The 13583-nt window shown below is 73.3% G+C and carries 10 protein-coding genes and 4 pseudogenes; 5 read left to right on the forward strand and 9 right to left on the reverse strand.

What is annotated here, in order from left to right; genetic code table 11:
• Positions 1–439 precede the first annotated feature (439 nt).
• Together ABZ823_RS22970 and ABZ823_RS22975 are read left to right on the forward strand one after the other, a co-directional pair.
• Complete coding sequence (locus ABZ823_RS22970; protein WP_361663396.1) at positions 440–1720, forward strand: MFS transporter; 1281 nt, start codon at positions 440–442, stop codon at positions 1718–1720.
• A gap of 37 nt (positions 1721–1757) precedes the next feature.
• A pseudogene (locus ABZ823_RS22975) lies at positions 1758–2057 on the forward strand (membrane-associated oxidoreductase); the annotation flags it as partial.
• 40 nt (positions 2058–2097) lie between these two features.
• On the opposite strand, the gene ABZ823_RS22980 reads toward ABZ823_RS22975, so the two are convergent.
• Positions 2098–2703 carry a TetR/AcrR family transcriptional regulator gene (locus ABZ823_RS22980; protein WP_361663399.1) on the reverse strand — a complete coding sequence of 202 codons (606 nt, stop codon included), beginning with the start codon at positions 2701–2703 and terminating at the stop codon, positions 2098–2100.
• Between the two features lie 115 nt (positions 2704–2818).
• On the opposite strand from ABZ823_RS22980, the gene ABZ823_RS22985 reads away from it, so the two are divergent.
• Positions 2819–3730: an NAD(P)-dependent oxidoreductase gene (locus ABZ823_RS22985; protein ID WP_361663402.1), complete on the forward strand. Its 912-nt coding sequence runs from the start codon at positions 2819–2821 to the stop codon at positions 3728–3730.
• Here the strand turns inward: ABZ823_RS22985 and ABZ823_RS22990 are convergent.
• Positions 3727–4164: a PPOX class F420-dependent oxidoreductase gene (locus tag ABZ823_RS22990; protein WP_361663405.1), complete on the reverse strand. Its 438-nt coding sequence runs from the start codon at positions 4162–4164 to the stop codon at positions 3727–3729. The two genes, ABZ823_RS22985 and ABZ823_RS22990, sit on opposite strands and share 4 nt — an antisense overlap.
• 176 nt (positions 4165–4340) lie before the next feature.
• On the opposite strand from ABZ823_RS22990, the gene ABZ823_RS22995 reads away from it, so the two are divergent.
• A complete protein-coding gene (locus tag ABZ823_RS22995; protein ID WP_361663408.1) occupies positions 4341–5576 on the forward strand; it encodes a serine hydrolase domain-containing protein in 1236 nt (411 codons plus the stop codon).
• Between the two features lie 140 nt (positions 5577–5716).
• Here ABZ823_RS22995 and ABZ823_RS23000 read toward each other — a convergent pair.
• From ABZ823_RS23000 to ribA, 4 genes and pseudogenes are all read right to left on the reverse strand, one after another.
• A pseudogene (locus ABZ823_RS23000) lies at positions 5717–6400 on the reverse strand (saccharopine dehydrogenase C-terminal domain-containing protein); the annotation flags it as partial.
• The gene (locus ABZ823_RS23005; RefSeq protein ID WP_361663411.1) at positions 6393–7448 is read right to left on the reverse strand and encodes a saccharopine dehydrogenase; all 1056 of its coding nucleotides are present in this window, start codon (positions 7446–7448) and stop codon (positions 6393–6395) included. The pseudogene ABZ823_RS23000 and the gene ABZ823_RS23005, both read right to left, overlap by 8 nt.
• A pseudogene (locus ABZ823_RS23010) lies at positions 7445–8185 on the reverse strand (FAD-binding oxidoreductase); the annotation flags it as partial. The gene ABZ823_RS23005 and the pseudogene ABZ823_RS23010, both read right to left, overlap by 4 nt.
• A 258-nt stretch (positions 8186–8443) precedes the next feature.
• Positions 8444–9076 (reverse strand): GTP cyclohydrolase II, encoded by a 633-nt coding sequence (ribA, locus tag ABZ823_RS23015; protein WP_361663627.1) that lies wholly within the window; start codon positions 9074–9076, stop codon positions 8444–8446.
• Positions 9077–9279: 203 nt separating this feature from the next.
• Here ribA and ABZ823_RS23020 point away from each other — a divergent pair, with 203 nt between their 5' ends.
• On the forward strand, positions 9280–10044 hold the full coding sequence (locus ABZ823_RS23020) for a creatininase family protein (protein ID WP_361663630.1): 765 nt from the start codon (positions 9280–9282) through the stop codon (positions 10042–10044).
• Between the two features lie 392 nt (positions 10045–10436).
• Here the strand turns inward: ABZ823_RS23020 and ABZ823_RS23025 are convergent.
• The 3 genes and pseudogenes from ABZ823_RS23025 to ABZ823_RS23035 form a co-directional block, all read right to left on the reverse strand.
• Positions 10437–11441: pseudogene (locus tag ABZ823_RS23025) on the reverse strand (lysylphosphatidylglycerol synthase transmembrane domain-containing protein); the annotation flags it as partial.
• Complete coding sequence (locus ABZ823_RS23030; protein ID WP_361663414.1) at positions 11438–12379, reverse strand: class I SAM-dependent methyltransferase; 942 nt, start codon at positions 12377–12379, stop codon at positions 11438–11440. The pseudogene ABZ823_RS23025 and the gene ABZ823_RS23030, both read right to left, overlap by 4 nt.
• The gene (locus tag ABZ823_RS23035) at positions 12376–13575 is read right to left on the reverse strand and encodes a glycosyltransferase family 4 protein (RefSeq protein ID WP_361663634.1); all 1200 of its coding nucleotides are present in this window, start codon (positions 13573–13575) and stop codon (positions 12376–12378) included. The genes ABZ823_RS23030 and ABZ823_RS23035 overlap by 4 nt, the downstream gene beginning before the upstream one ends.
• Positions 13576–13583 lie beyond the last annotated feature (8 nt).

Genomic DNA, 13583 nt, shown 5'->3' on the forward strand with positions numbered 1-13583 from the left:
GATGTCTTGGAGGACAAACCTCTTCTACAGCAGCTCCGCTGCCTCGTTCACCACTCTTGACGAACAGTCCTCACGCCTAACTGAACGGCGTTGCCCCTAGTGCCCCTATCGGACGCCCTCGGGTGATCCGTACGGGGCGAGGTGCCCTGCCCGGCGCTGCGCGCCCGGCGGAAACCGGCAGGTACCGCCCAGACCGCTGGGGCCCGGGCCACACCGTGTCGCGCGGATCGCCGCCTGCGCACACGGCGCGGCCCGGGCCTCGTCATCGGGGTCCCATCTCGCCGAACGTCCTCGCGGCAGCCTGGATGCGGTTCCAGGTGCGCGACCGGGTCGGCCACCGGTGCACGGCGCCGCTGGACGGCGCGTCGGCCGGGCACGGCCCACGCGGTTGTGGTCTAGACCTTGAAACCGGCCGGCCCTGCCGTCACCATGACCGACCATGAGCGTGTCCGTCTCCGCGCCCGCCCGCCTGTGGACCCGTAACTTCGCCCTCTACTTCACCGCCCGCATCGTCTCGATGCTCGGTGACACGATGATCCCGGTCGCGATGGCCGTCGCCATGCTCTCCCTCGGGTACGGGGTGAGCGCGGTCGGGTTCGCGCTCGGTGCCTGGATGGGGGCGTTCGCCCTCTTCGTCGTCTTCGGCGGGGTGTTCGCGGACCGGTTCCACCCCAGGCCGCTGATGATCGGCTCCGATGCCGTGCGGTGCCTGATCCAGGGGTCGCTCGCGGTCGGCCTCGGTGTCGGGCACCCGCCCCTGTGGTTCGTCGTCGCCGGTTCACTGCTCGGCGGTACGGCGACCGCGATGTTCCAGCCGGGCCTCACCATCCTGGTGCCGCAAGTCTCCGCGGACCCTCGGCAGGCCAACGGAGTGCTGCGGGTGAGCCAGGGCATCGCCACGATGGCCGGGCCCACACTCGCCGGGCTGCTTGTCGCCACCGCCTCGGCCGCCTGGGTGTTCGCGGTCGACGCCGCCACCTTCGCGGTCAGCGGGATCTGTCTGGTCGCGCTGCGGCTGCCGCCGTTCACGGTGGACCGGTCGGCCACCACGCTGCGCAATCTGCGGGCCGGCTGGGACGAGTTCCGCTCCCGGTCCTGGTTGTGGGGCGTCATCCTGATCTGGTGGGTACTCGGCGTCTTCGTGTGGGGCCCGCTCACCCCTCTCGGCGCGGCGTCCGTCATCGCCGCGCACGGCAAGGCCGCCTTCGGCTACGCCGAGGGCGCGTTCGGGGCCGGCTGTGTCCTCGGCGGTCTGGTCGCCATCCGGATCCGCCCGTCCCGCCCGCTGTTCGGCGGCGGGCTCGCCATGTTCCTCTTCCCGTTGATGCCGCTGGCCGCGGCCCTGGTCCCCGCCCTGCCGCTGCTCATGCTCGGCTACGGGGTGAGCGGGATCGGCTGGGCGTTCTGGGGTGTCCAGTGGGCCACCGCGGTGCAGACCCAGATCCCGGAGGACCGGCTTGGCCGGGTGTCCGCCTACGAGGTGGCCGGCTCGATCCTGGCCGTCCCGCTCGGCCAGGCGCTGTCCGGGCCCGTCGGCACCGTCTTCGGCGTGCACCCCCCGCTCCTGGTGGCGACGGTGGTCGCCCTGGGCTGCGCCGCCGCCCTCATCGCCGTACCCCCGATCCGCCGGCTGCGCCTGTCGCCCGCCACGAGCCCACGGCTCCGCGCGCTCGTCGCATCGCGCCAGGAGCAGAATCTGCAGGCGAACAAGGCCAGTTGACACTCCGTGAGGGGCAGGCCAGAGTCCGGGCTGATGGGATGTCACCATCGGCTACGGCTACCGCCCGCTGCGGGCCACGGTCTGGCTGCTGTCCCTCCTGGCGGTCGGCTCGGTCGTGTACGCCCAGCACCACCCCCGTCCGATCAAGGCGTCCCAGGCCCCGGACTTCAACCCGGGGTTCCACACGCTCGACCTGCTGCTTCCGGTGATCTCCTTCGGCCAGGAGAGCGCCTTCGCCCCGACCGGCTGGTGCCAGGCACTGTCGTACGTCCTCATCGTCACCGGTCGGGTCCTCGCGACGACGGTCGTCACCGGCGTCACCAGGACCGTCAGCCGCTCAGGAGCACGGGATCGGGGAAGACCCTCCGGAGACCGGGTCAGCCGTCCGCCGCCCCGCGTTCGACGCTCGCGTCGAGCAGGGGTCCCAGTTCCCGCACCACGGTCGTCAGGGCGCGCACGTCCCGTTCGGCCCGGGCGATCAGGAGGGCGCCCTCCAGCGCACTGATCATGAGCGTCGCGAGCGGCTCCGCCCTGTCCGGCGGGACCCCCATGCCGGTCAGGGCGTCGGCCAGCGGGCGCGTCCAGCGCGCGAACGCGGCCGCTGCCGCCGCCCTGGTGGAGTCGACGCCCTCCGCGCAGTCCACGGTCGCCGCGGCGACCGGGCAGCCCCCCGCGAACCCGGCGGACCCGTACTCGTCCGTCCACTGCCGCACCATCGCGGCGAACAGCCCGCTCGGCGTCGGCTCGGGCAGCTGCGCGAGGAAGCGGGCGACGCGCCCCGCCGCGTACCGGCCCGCCCAGTCCACCGCCTCGTTGACGAGCTGTTCCTTGCCGCCCGGGAAGTAGTGCTGGAGGGAGCCGCGCGGCGCCCCCGCGTGAGCGGCGACCTCGCGCATCCCGGTCGCCGTGACGCCGTCGCGCCGGATCAACTGGGCCGCGCTGAAGACCATCCGCTCCCGCGGCCCACGCTCGGACGCCGCCATCGTCGACCTCCCGGCTGGACACCTCGTTGCCCGCCCACCCTATGACCGGCGTCATAAAGCTGGCTACTATGACAGCCGTCATAGACCGAGGCCCCGAGCGGAAGGCGGCCCCATCGTGCACATCGGCTTCATCGGACTCGGGGTCATGGGGCAGCCCATGGCCCTGCGCCTTGCCCGGTCCGGCACCCCCCTCGTCGTCTGGAACCGCACCCCGGAACGCACCGAGCCGCTGCGCGCGGCCGGCGCCATGCCGGCGGCGGACCCTGCCGAAGTGTTCGCGCGGGCGGAGGTCGTGATCCTCATGCTCGCCGACGACCTCGCGATCGACTCCACCCTGGGCCGCGGCACCCCGGACTTCGCCGAGCGTGTCGCCGGACGCGTCGTCGTCCACATGGGTACGACCTCGCCCGGATACTCACGGGATCTGGAGGCCGACGTCCGCGCCGCGGGCGGGCGCTATGTGGAGGCCCCCGTCTCCGGATCCCGGGTCCCGGCGGAGAACGGACAGCTGGTGGCGATGCTGGCCGGGGAGGAAGCAGCGGTGGACCTCGTACGGCCCCTGCTCGCGCCGATGTGCCGCGAGACGTTCGTCTGCGGCGCCGCACCGAACGCCCTGGTGATGAAGCTGTCGGTCAACCTGTTCCTGATCACCCTGGTGACGGGCCTCTCGGAGGCGTACCACTTCGCCGACCGGCACGGCCTGGACCGGGGGCTCTTCCTGGACGTCCTGGACGCGGGGCCCATGGCGAGCGGGGTCTCCCGGATGAAGGCGCCGAAGCTGCTCGCACGCGACTTCGCCGTGCAGGCGGCGGCCCACGACGTCCTGAAGAACAACCGGCTGGTCGCCGAGGCCGCCCGCAAGGCGGGACTCGCCTCGCCGCTCCTGGACGTCTGCCACGCCCTCTTCGAGGAGACCGTGACGCTGGGGTACGGAGGCGAGGACATGGTGGCCGTCCTGCGGGCGATCGAGGCGCGCACCGAGGACGGCCTCCTCGGGTCCTGGCCTCGAGGGCTCCCGGCTCCTTAGCCCCGGGGGATCCCGTAGGCCCGCTCGACGCGCAGCCGCAGGACCAGGCGCCGGTCGCGGACCATGGCGGCGCGGTAGTCGTCCCAGTCGGGATGCTCGCCCTGCAGGTCGCGGTACAGCCGGACGAGTTCCTCGACCGTCTTGTCGTAGGGGTCCTGCGCGACCGGCGAGAGCTCGGCCGTGCCCTCGGCGACCGTGTACGCCCATCGGTCGGGGCTGGTCACGTGGTACGAGGCCCGCGGGTCCCTGCGCAGATTGCGGGTCTTGGCCCGGTCGTCCGTGAGCGAGACCCGGATGATCCTCTCGTCCGGGTCGTAGGCGTGGATGACGTTCGACAGCTGGGGCCGGCCGTCGCGCTTGAGGGTGACCAGCACTCCGCCGTGGCCCTCGGAGAGCAGTGCGAGCAGCGCGTTCTGCGTGGCGTCCTGAGTCATACCTCAGTCAACTCCCCCGCCCGAGCCACCCATTCCCCGGGAGCGCTGCGCATCGTGCCCAGTCGGTCCGTGATCCGGGTCGCAGCCGGGCCGGGATCGGCCCGGCCCGGCCACGGGCCGTGAAAGGTTGGACCCGGAAGCCCCGGGACGGCACCGGGGAAAACCGGAGGAGAACGATGGGACACCTGCGTCAAGAGGTGGAGCCGGACGAGGTCGGCCTGGACCCCGAGGCGCTGGCCCGCCTCGACCGGCACTTCGCGGACCAGGTCGACGAGGGCAGGCTGCCGGGCTACCTGGTGGCCGTGTCCCGGCACGGCCGCACGGCCCATCTGACCACGTACGGGTACCGCGACGTGAAGGAGCGGCTCCCGGTCGAGACCGACACGCTGTGGCGGATGTACTCGATGACCAAGCCGGTCACCTCGGTCGCCGCGCTGATCCTTTTGGAGGAGGGCCGCTTCGGGCTCGACACGCCCGTAGCGGACTTCCTGCCCGCATTCGCCGAGCCACGGGTCTACGTCGACGGCTCCGGCGCGGACATCCGGACCCGTCCGGCGCAGCGGCCCATCCTGGTCCGCCATCTCCTCACCCACACGGCGGGGCTGACGTTCGGCTTCTACCACACGCACCCCGTCGACGCCCTGTACCGGGAGGCGGGCATCGAGTCGTCCGTGGTGCCCGGCACGGACCTCGCAGAGACCTGCGAGGCCTACGCCCGGCTGCCCCTCCAGTTCGAGCCGGGAAGCCAGTGGAACTACTCGGTGGCGACCAATGTGCTCGGCCGGCTCGTGGAGGTGGTCTCGGGCCGGGACCTGCACGACTTCCTCGCCGAACGGATCTTCGCCCCGCTGGGCATGGAGGACGCGGGCCTGTGGGTCACCGAGGAGCAGGCGCCACGGCTCGCCGAGCTGTACGGAGAGACGGAGGGCGGCGGTATCACCCCGGTCCCGGGCCTACCCGTGCACGGCCGGCCACGGCTGCTCTCCGGCAGCGGTGGCATGGTCTCGACGGCGTACGACTACCACCGCTTCATGGAGTTCCTGCGCCGCCGCGGCGAACTGGACGGCATCCGGCTGCTGAGCGCGGACACGGTCGCCGCGATGACCTCCAACCACCTCCCCGGCGGCGCCGACCTGCGCTCCTACGGCAGCGCGGCGCACCGCGAGCCCGGCAAGGCGGGCCTCGGCTTCGGGCTCGGCGTCTCCGTAGTCACCGATCCCGCAATCACCCAATCGCCCGCGGTGCGCGGCGCGTTCGGCTGGAGCGGAGTGGCGACCACGACGTTCTGGGTCGACCCGGCGCACGAGCTGACGGTCCTGTTCCTGACCCAGCTCCGCCCCACGGGCTCGCACACCGTCTACCCGGAGCTGAAGCGCCTCGTGCACAAGGCGCTGACGGCGAAACGGGGCTGACGGGCTCATGGGCTGAGGTCGCCCGCCGGGGGACCCGACAGGCTGCGGTCGGCTGCCGGGGGGCCTGACGGGCCCCGGTGGTCCGGAGGGGGAGGGGCAGCACCCGGTCGCCCCTCCCCCGGCGTTCATGTTCCCGTGCGGACCTCGAAGCTCTCGCCGTCGACGGCATGGGGGGCGGGTCGCCTCCCAGGGCCGGACCGCCGTCGTCTCGGCGCCCTCCTCGATGTGACGCGCCGGTGAGCGCAGCGCGTTGAGGACGCCGAGGGGCGCCCAGCTGAAGCGGTACCGGAAGTCGTTCGGGACGGCGGGAATGCCGCCGCAGTACGAGGTCAGGCTCACCCCTCCGCGGGCGTCCCGGCGCCGATCTCCTCCTGGGCCCGGGCGATCAGGGCATGTGCGAAGAGATGGTCGATGCCGGGGTCGAGGCCCGCCTCGGTCAGCACCACGAGGCCCGCCGCGCCGGCGGTCGGCACCAGGTCGAGGACCGCGTCCGACACATAGCTGGAGCAGGCGAAGTGGGCCCGCCGCCGCACGCAGACGCCGAGCAGGGCCGCGTGTTCGGGCGCCGGGAGCATGGAGACGACCACGTCGCCCGGCGCCAGCTCCGCGGCCAGCGCGGGCAGGGTGAACGCGCGCGGTTCGGCGCGTCCCGCGAGGCCGAGCCCGGCCAGGGCCTGCCCGGCGCGCTCCTCGGTCCGGTGCCACAGCCGGACCCGGGCGGCGGTGTCACAGACCGCCGCGAGCCCGCTGCCCGTCGACAGCCCCGCGCCGACCCAGTGGACCGTGCCGCTCGCCGGGACCGGCACCTTCGTGGGCTCAGCCATCGCTCGGCTTCCCTTCGCCCGCGCCGAGTTCACGGACCGCCGCGTCGAACCGTTCCCGGCAGCGGCCCCAGGCGCCGTCCACCTCGAAGTCCAGCAGCAGCGGGGTCAGCGCCGCCGAGAAGTCCCCGCTCGCCTCCAGCGGCAGCAGGGAGGGCAGGTTGTCGATGGCGATGAGGTCCAGAACGGGCTCCTCGCGCAGCCGGCGGACCGGGTGGTCCCAGTCGGTCGGGGTGTCGTAGACGGGCAGGAGGTTCAGCGGCGACCCCACGTCGGCCGTCACATCGCAGACGGTGCGCAACCGTCGGCCGGGGTCGTCGAGGTCCTGGTCCGTCAGGAACGGCGGCACCGGGCTCGTGGTGAGTACGGTGTTGACCAGCAGCTCGTGGTCCAGCAGGGCCGGGCGGTCCAGGTCGCGGGTCTCGGCCAGGTCCCAGCACGTGGGGTCGGCACCGGCCACGCCGAGTGCCACCCGCGCGCCGCGTCCGCTGCGCCCCAGCGCGCCGATCACCAGGGCCCGCGCCTCGCCCGCGACCGCCCGCAGCCGCTCGTCCAGCTCCTCCTTCGAGGTCGGCCGCAGCGGCGCGGTCAGCCGGCCGCGATGGTGGAGCAGCGCGAGTGCGGCGCCCACGTAACCGGCCCAGTAGCCGAACGCGACGAGCCTGCGCCCGGTGTCGTCCACCAGGTACTCCAGGTCCAGCAGGGTGCCACCGCCCGCGAGGAACCGGCGCAGCAGGGCCGAGGCGCCGGGCTGTCCCTTGTAGGCGTGACCGAAGAGGACGTGACGGTGGATCAGCGCCGCTGGCTCGTCGGGGAGTTCCTTCAGTCCGACGATCACCGCGTCCCGCGGTGCCGTCACCCACGAGCCGGGCTCGGCGATGTGGCAGCCCACCGCCGCGTAGTCCTCGGTCGGGCAGACGCGCTGCGGCGAGTCCTCGACCGTGAGGGTCACCCCGCTCTCGATGAGGCGTCGGGCGTCGGACGGCACGAGGGGAGTACGCCGCTCGGTGGTACGGGTCTCGTGGCGGAGCCACAGATGGAGTGCGGTCATACGCGGTTGACCTCCGGGCGCAGGGCGTCGGCGGCGAAACGGTCGACGCTCAGGGGGCTGACGTCGACGAAGGGTACGCGGCCCAGGCAGAGATCCCTCAGGATCTCGCCGACGGCCGGCCCCTGGAGGAAGCCGTGGCCGGAGAACCCGGTGGCGTACAGGAAGCGAGAGGGTGAGGTCGCCTCGCCGATCAGCGCGTTGTGGTCGGGGGTGATCTCGTACAGGCCCGCCCAGCCACCGGTGCGGCGCAGGTCGAGCAGGGCGGGCGCCCGGTGTTCCATCGCCGCGCACAGCCGCGGGATCCAGCGGTCGTGGGTCTCGGTGGCGAAGCCGGGCCGCTCGTCGGGGTCGGACATGCCGACGAGGAGCCGCGGGCCCTCGCTGTGGAAGTAGAGGCTGGTGGTGAAGTCGATGGTCATGGGCAGTCCGGGCGGCAGGTCCGGTACCGCCTCGGTGACGGCGATCTGGCGGCGCAGCGGCTCCACCGGCAGGTCCACGCCCACCATGGCGCCGACCGCCCGAGACCAGGCGCCCGCGGCGCAGATCACGGTGTCGGTCTCGATGCGGCCCCGCTCGGTGACGACGGCGGTGATCGTGTCGCCGCGGAGCTCGATGCCGGTGGCCTCGCAGTGCCGCAGGACCCTCGCGCCGTGCCGGCGGGCACCGGCGGCGTAGCCGTTCACCACCGACTCGGGGGTGCAGTGCCCGTCCTCGGGCGAGTACGCGGCGGCCAGCAGCCTGAGGTGCAGGACAATGTCGTCGGTACTCTTCCGCGCCTCCCGGCGGCCCCTGACCACACCGCCCAGCGGAATCAGGTCTTCCAGGACCTGGTCGCCGGACAGGCGCAGGACGTCGTCGGTCATTCCTTGATTGTTTCCGGGATCCGCGCCGACGTCACCAGGGCGTCCGGGGCGGTGTCACCCGCAGGGGGCCGGGGCTGCGCCGCCGGGGGTGCGGGCGCGGCGGCCGGCGCCGGGCGGCCGCCGCGCACCCGCTCACGAGGAGTGCACCACCGCGTCCAGGTGCGGCAGGTAGTGGTCGAGCCGCTCCCGCTTGGTGCGCAGATAGGTGATGTTGTTCTCGCAGGGCGGGATCAGCAGCGACACCTGCTCGTCGATCTTGATGCCGTGCCTGACGAGCGCGTCCCGCTTACGCGGGTTGTTGGAGAGCAGTCGCACGGACCGGACGCCGAGGTCGTGCAGGATCTCCGCGGCGGCCCGGTAGTCGCGCGCGTCCACCGGCAGACCGAGGGCGAGGTTCGCCTCGACCGTGTCCAGGCCCTCCGCCTGGAGCTTCATCGCGCGAAGCTTCCCGAGCAGCCCGATGCCACGGCCCTCGTGGCCGCGCAGATAGACCAGGATGCCCCGTCCCTCGGCCACGATCTCCCGCAGTGCGGTGGAGAGTTGGGGCCCGCACTCGCAGTGAGTGGACCCGAAGGCGTCCCCGGTCAGGCACTCGGAATGGAGGCGGACGAGCATGCCCTCCTCTTCGATGTCGCCGTACACCAGGGCGACTTGTTCATCGCCCCGGTCGTGGTCGAGGTAGCCGACGGCCTGGAAATCACCGTACTTCGTGGGCAGGGGGGCGTTCACGACTCGGGTGACCCCGGAAGAGGGGCGATTCACCATCCGGGGGACTCCCGAGAGGTGGGCATTCCCGCCGGGCACCCCGTCAATGTCTGTCATGATCTGTTCCTATCTGTAAGCGCAGGCGGTACGAGACGAAAGGCCGTGAAGCCATGAACGGTTCGGGAAATGCGGATACTTCTGGGACGCGGCCGGCTGATGACGCGGTTGCCTCCGGACACTCGCCGGGGCGCGGCGCGGCTGTGCTGCCGTCGGACACCTCGCACGACGTACGGGCCCGGGCGGAGGGTCTGAGCCGCCAGGTCGCCGTCCTTCCCGTGGGCAGCTTCGAACAGCACGGACCCTTCCTTCCGCTGGCGACCGACACGCTGGTCGCCTGTGCGATCGCCCGCGAGGTCGCCGCGGCGTATCCGGTTCACCTCCTTCCTCCGGTGACGATCTCCTGCTCGCACGAGCACGCGGACTGGCCGGGAACCGTGAGCATTTCCTCCGTCACTCTCCACGCGGTGGTACGGGACATCGCGGCATCGCTGCGCCGTTCCGGCGTCGAGGCCCTGGTACTCGTCAACGGTCACGGCGGGAATTACGTCCTCGGCAATGTCGTCCAGGAATCCGCGGGCAGCGGTGTACGGATGGCGCTTTTCCCGGCCGCCGAGGACTGGGAGGCGGCCCGGGAGCAGGCCGGTGTGCGCACCTCGCTGCTCAGCGACATGCATGCCGGGGAAATCGAGACCTCCATTCTTCTGCACTGCCATCCCGAATTGGTCAGGCCTGGTTACGAATCCACGGATTTCATCGCCGACGACCGCAGGCATCTCCTCACCCTCGGTATGTCGGCCTATACGGAGTCCGGTGTCATCGGGCGGCCTTCGCTGGCTTCCGCGGACAAGGGGAAGCACCTGCTCGCGGCGCTCGCCGACTCCTTCGCGGCGTACTTCTCCCTGGCCTCCTCGAAGGAGTCGGTCGGCGGCCGGCCGGAGACCACCAACCCCGAGGGCTCACAGCGCTGATGACGCCTGGTCAGCAACGCGGCGCGCCCCGGAGGTAAACGCGAGGAGGGAACGTACGGCACGGGGGCACGGAGCGTGTGGGGGGTGCGCTCCGTGCCCCGCGTGCCGGGCACCTTCCACGGCCCGGAGGGGCCCTCCGGCGCCTCGGAGGGTTCCGTCGACGGCGCGGAGAGGTCCGGCGCGGTGTCGGGAGCGATCTGTTCGGCCCTCCCGGCGAGCATGCCTTCCTCGCCCTCCCCGCGGACCCGTGCGTCCTGCGCGGCCGGCTCCGCGTCCGTCGTCGCACGCGTGCTCCGCAGTCCCGCGTACCACCGTGCGAGGAGTACGACGATCCCGGGCAGGCTCGCCACAAAGCTGAGGACGCCGTACACCACGGCGACGCCCAGCCCCGTGTCCGCGCCGAGGCCGGCCGCGCCGAACGCCCAGGCGGTGACGCCCTCGCGGGGGCCCCAGCCGCCGACGTTCAGCGGAAGCCCCATGGCGATGAGGGCCAGCAGCGCCAGGGGCAGCAGCGTGGCCGGCGACGCGTGCGATCCGGCGGCCCGCGCGGCCACCAGGAACATCAGCAGGTGTCCGGCGAGCACGACGGCGGACGACAGCAGCACTGCGGGCCAGCTGCCGCGGGCCAGCAGGGCGCCGCGCGCCTCGGCGAGCGTGGCTCCGAGCGCGTGGGGCCGGCGCGGCCGGCGGGGGGCCCGGCCCATCCGCACCGCCGCCGCCACGGCGAGTGCGCCGAGGGCGGCGAGCGCGAGCAGCCCGGCAAGACGTCGGGCCTGAGAGAGCACCGGCGAGTCCATCGTGAGCAGGACCGGCACGCCGACCGCCACGAGGGCGACCTGACCGGCGGTGCGCTCCAGGACCACGGCGCGCACACCGCGTCCGACGTCACCGGCGCTTCGTCCGTGCCGCACCGCGCGGTGCACATCGCCGAGCACGCCGCCGGGGAGCGCCGCGTTGAGGAACAGGGCGCGGTAGTAGTCGGCGACGGCGGCGCCGAGCGGCAGCCGGATGTCCAGGGCATGGGCGACACGGCACCAGCGCCAGGCGCTGAACACGGTGGTCAGCACGCCGATCCCGAGCCCGGCGAGCAGGGTCGGGGCGTCGATCCTCCGCAGTCCGTCGAGGAAGACGCCGGTGCCGAGCCGCCACAGGAGCACACCGAGGATGGCGGCTCCGGCGACCGTGCCGAGGTGGGTGCGCAGGGCACGCGGGACGAGGCGGCGGCGGGTCGCAAGCGCCTTGTCCGTGACCGGGCCGGTGTCCGCCCCGTCGGGCGCGTCGGGCGCGACGGGCCCGACGCGCGCGGGCGGAACGGCGTCGGCGGGCAGGAGCGCGGCGGCCGGGGCCCCGAGCATCCCCTCCCCCGCTTCCTCCGGGGCGGCCGTCCGCGCCGTCATCCCGCCCCTCCTGCCGGTCGCGGCAGGACCAGGACGTCGCTGTGGTGCACCACGACGCGCAGCCGGCCCTCCGCGCAGGCCTCCAGACGGCCCCGCAGATACGTATCCGCACGGGCCGCGAGCTCCGGTCGCTGCTCCACGGCCGCACCGACCCAGCCACGCAGCCATTCCCCGGTCAGTTCCGCCCGCTCGGCGCCGAGCCGCCAGGGGCTCGGATGGATGCGTACGCTCGCGCCCAGCCGTCCGAAGACCTCACCGGCCGCACGGACCGCGTCCGGGCCGAGGAGGCCACCGCGGTGCTGGTGGGCGTTGAAGGCCTCGGAGATCTCCTCGTCCATGGGGTGGGCGGGCGTGAGTTCGACGCGCCCGACGACGGACAGCGTCAGCAGCGCCGGGCAGCCGGCGCCGACGCAGGCCGCGGCGAGCGTCTCCAGTTCGTCGGCGGTGAGGACGTCGAGCAACGCGGACGCGGTCACCAGCGATGCCCCCGCGAGCGCGTCCGGGGTGAGCCGGCCGATGTCGCCGCGCTGGGTGGTGACGGTCACCCGGCTGCCGTCGCCGGCCGTCTTCGGGGCGCCCACCGTGGCGAAGTGCAGCAGATACGGGTCCCGGTCGTGCAGGACCCAGTGCTGGGCGCCGTCCAGGAGCGGCGCGAGCCAGCGGCCCATCGAACCTGTTCCGCAGCCCAGGTCGTGCACGACCAGTTCGGCGGGGCGCCCGGACCGGTTGGCGAGCCGTATCCGCAGCGGGTCGAGCAGTTCGTGCGCCCGGGCCGCCGCGTCCGCGGGTTCGCGCAGCTGAAGCCACTGGGGGGCGTATCGGGGCACTTCGGGCTCCATGCCGCCGGGTGAGGGTATGACGGGCAGGGCCGCGGGCCCGGAGGCATCCGCGGGCGCCGTGTGGGCCTCGGGCCCGGTGGGGGTCGTGCTCGTGCTCATGCCGCCCTCCCGGGTTCGTGGTGCAGCCCGGCCAGGACGCCGGCGAGGCCGCGAGCCGTGGTCGCCCATCCGTCCAGCGCGGCCCGGCGGCCACGGGCGGCGGCCTTGAGCCGGCGCCGTACGTCCGCCTCGCCGAACCAGCCGCGCAGCTCCGCGGCCAGCGCGGCGGGGTCCTCCGGTGGTACGAGGATGCCGGGCACCCCGCCGTCGGGCGCGCGCCCGACGGCCTCCGGCAGGCCGCCGACGTCGGTGGCGAGGACCGGGATGCCCCGGGCGAGCGCCTCGGTGACGGCCATGCCGTAGGTCTCCGCGTACGAGGTCAGGACCATGAGGTCGGCGGCGGCGTAACTGGCGTCCAGTGCGGCGCCGGACTGCGGCCCGACGAGATGCAGCCGGTCGCCGAGGCCGTGTTCGTCGATGAGGGCGCGCAGCCGCGCGACGTACTCCCGGTCGTGCCCGAGCCCGCCGACGCACTGGCAGCTCCACGGCAGGTCCTTGACGGACGCGAGGGCCTCGATCAGCCGGTGCTGGCCCTTGCGCGGGGTGACAGCGGCGACGCACAGCAGCCGTGAGACACCGTCGGTGCCGGGGGCCAAGGGCGCGATGTCGGCGCCGGGCGGGACGGCATGGACGCGGTCGGGGGCCAGTCCGTGGTGGGAGACGAGCCGGCGCACGGCCCAGTCACTGGTGGCGACGACGGCGGGCACGGCCCGCAGCGTGGCGCGCTCCCTGGCGTCGAGTTCGGCCGCGGCCCCGGGGGCGAGGCCCGTCTCGTCCCCGAGCGGCAGATGCACGAGGACGGCCAGGCACAGGCGTTCGGCCTCTGGTATGACGATCTCGGGGACGCCGCAGGCGACCAGGCCGTCGAGGAGGACGACCGTACCGTCGGGCAGTTCCCGCAGGGTTCGGGCGAGTTCCGCGCGGGCGGGCGCCCCGGGCCGGGGCCACGAGCCGTCGACGGTGTGCCGGCGGACCTGCCAGCCGAAGCCGGGCAGGTCCAGGCAGATGCGGCGGTCGTAGGCGTTGCCGCCGCTGGGGGTGGCCGGGTCGTCGACGCCGCCCGGCATGACGAAGTGCACGGTGCGCAGGGACATGGGAATGATGTCGGCGTTCCTCAGGACCGTGTTCTGCACGGGCACGTAGGCCAGCCGGGTCCGGGGCGTCCGGTCGAGGGAGTCCGGGGACGCGTGGTCGATGGTGGTGT

It is taken from the genome of Streptomyces sp. NPDC047079 (genome assembly GCF_040643755.1).
Taxonomy (GTDB): domain Bacteria; phylum Actinomycetota; class Actinomycetes; order Streptomycetales; family Streptomycetaceae; genus Streptomyces.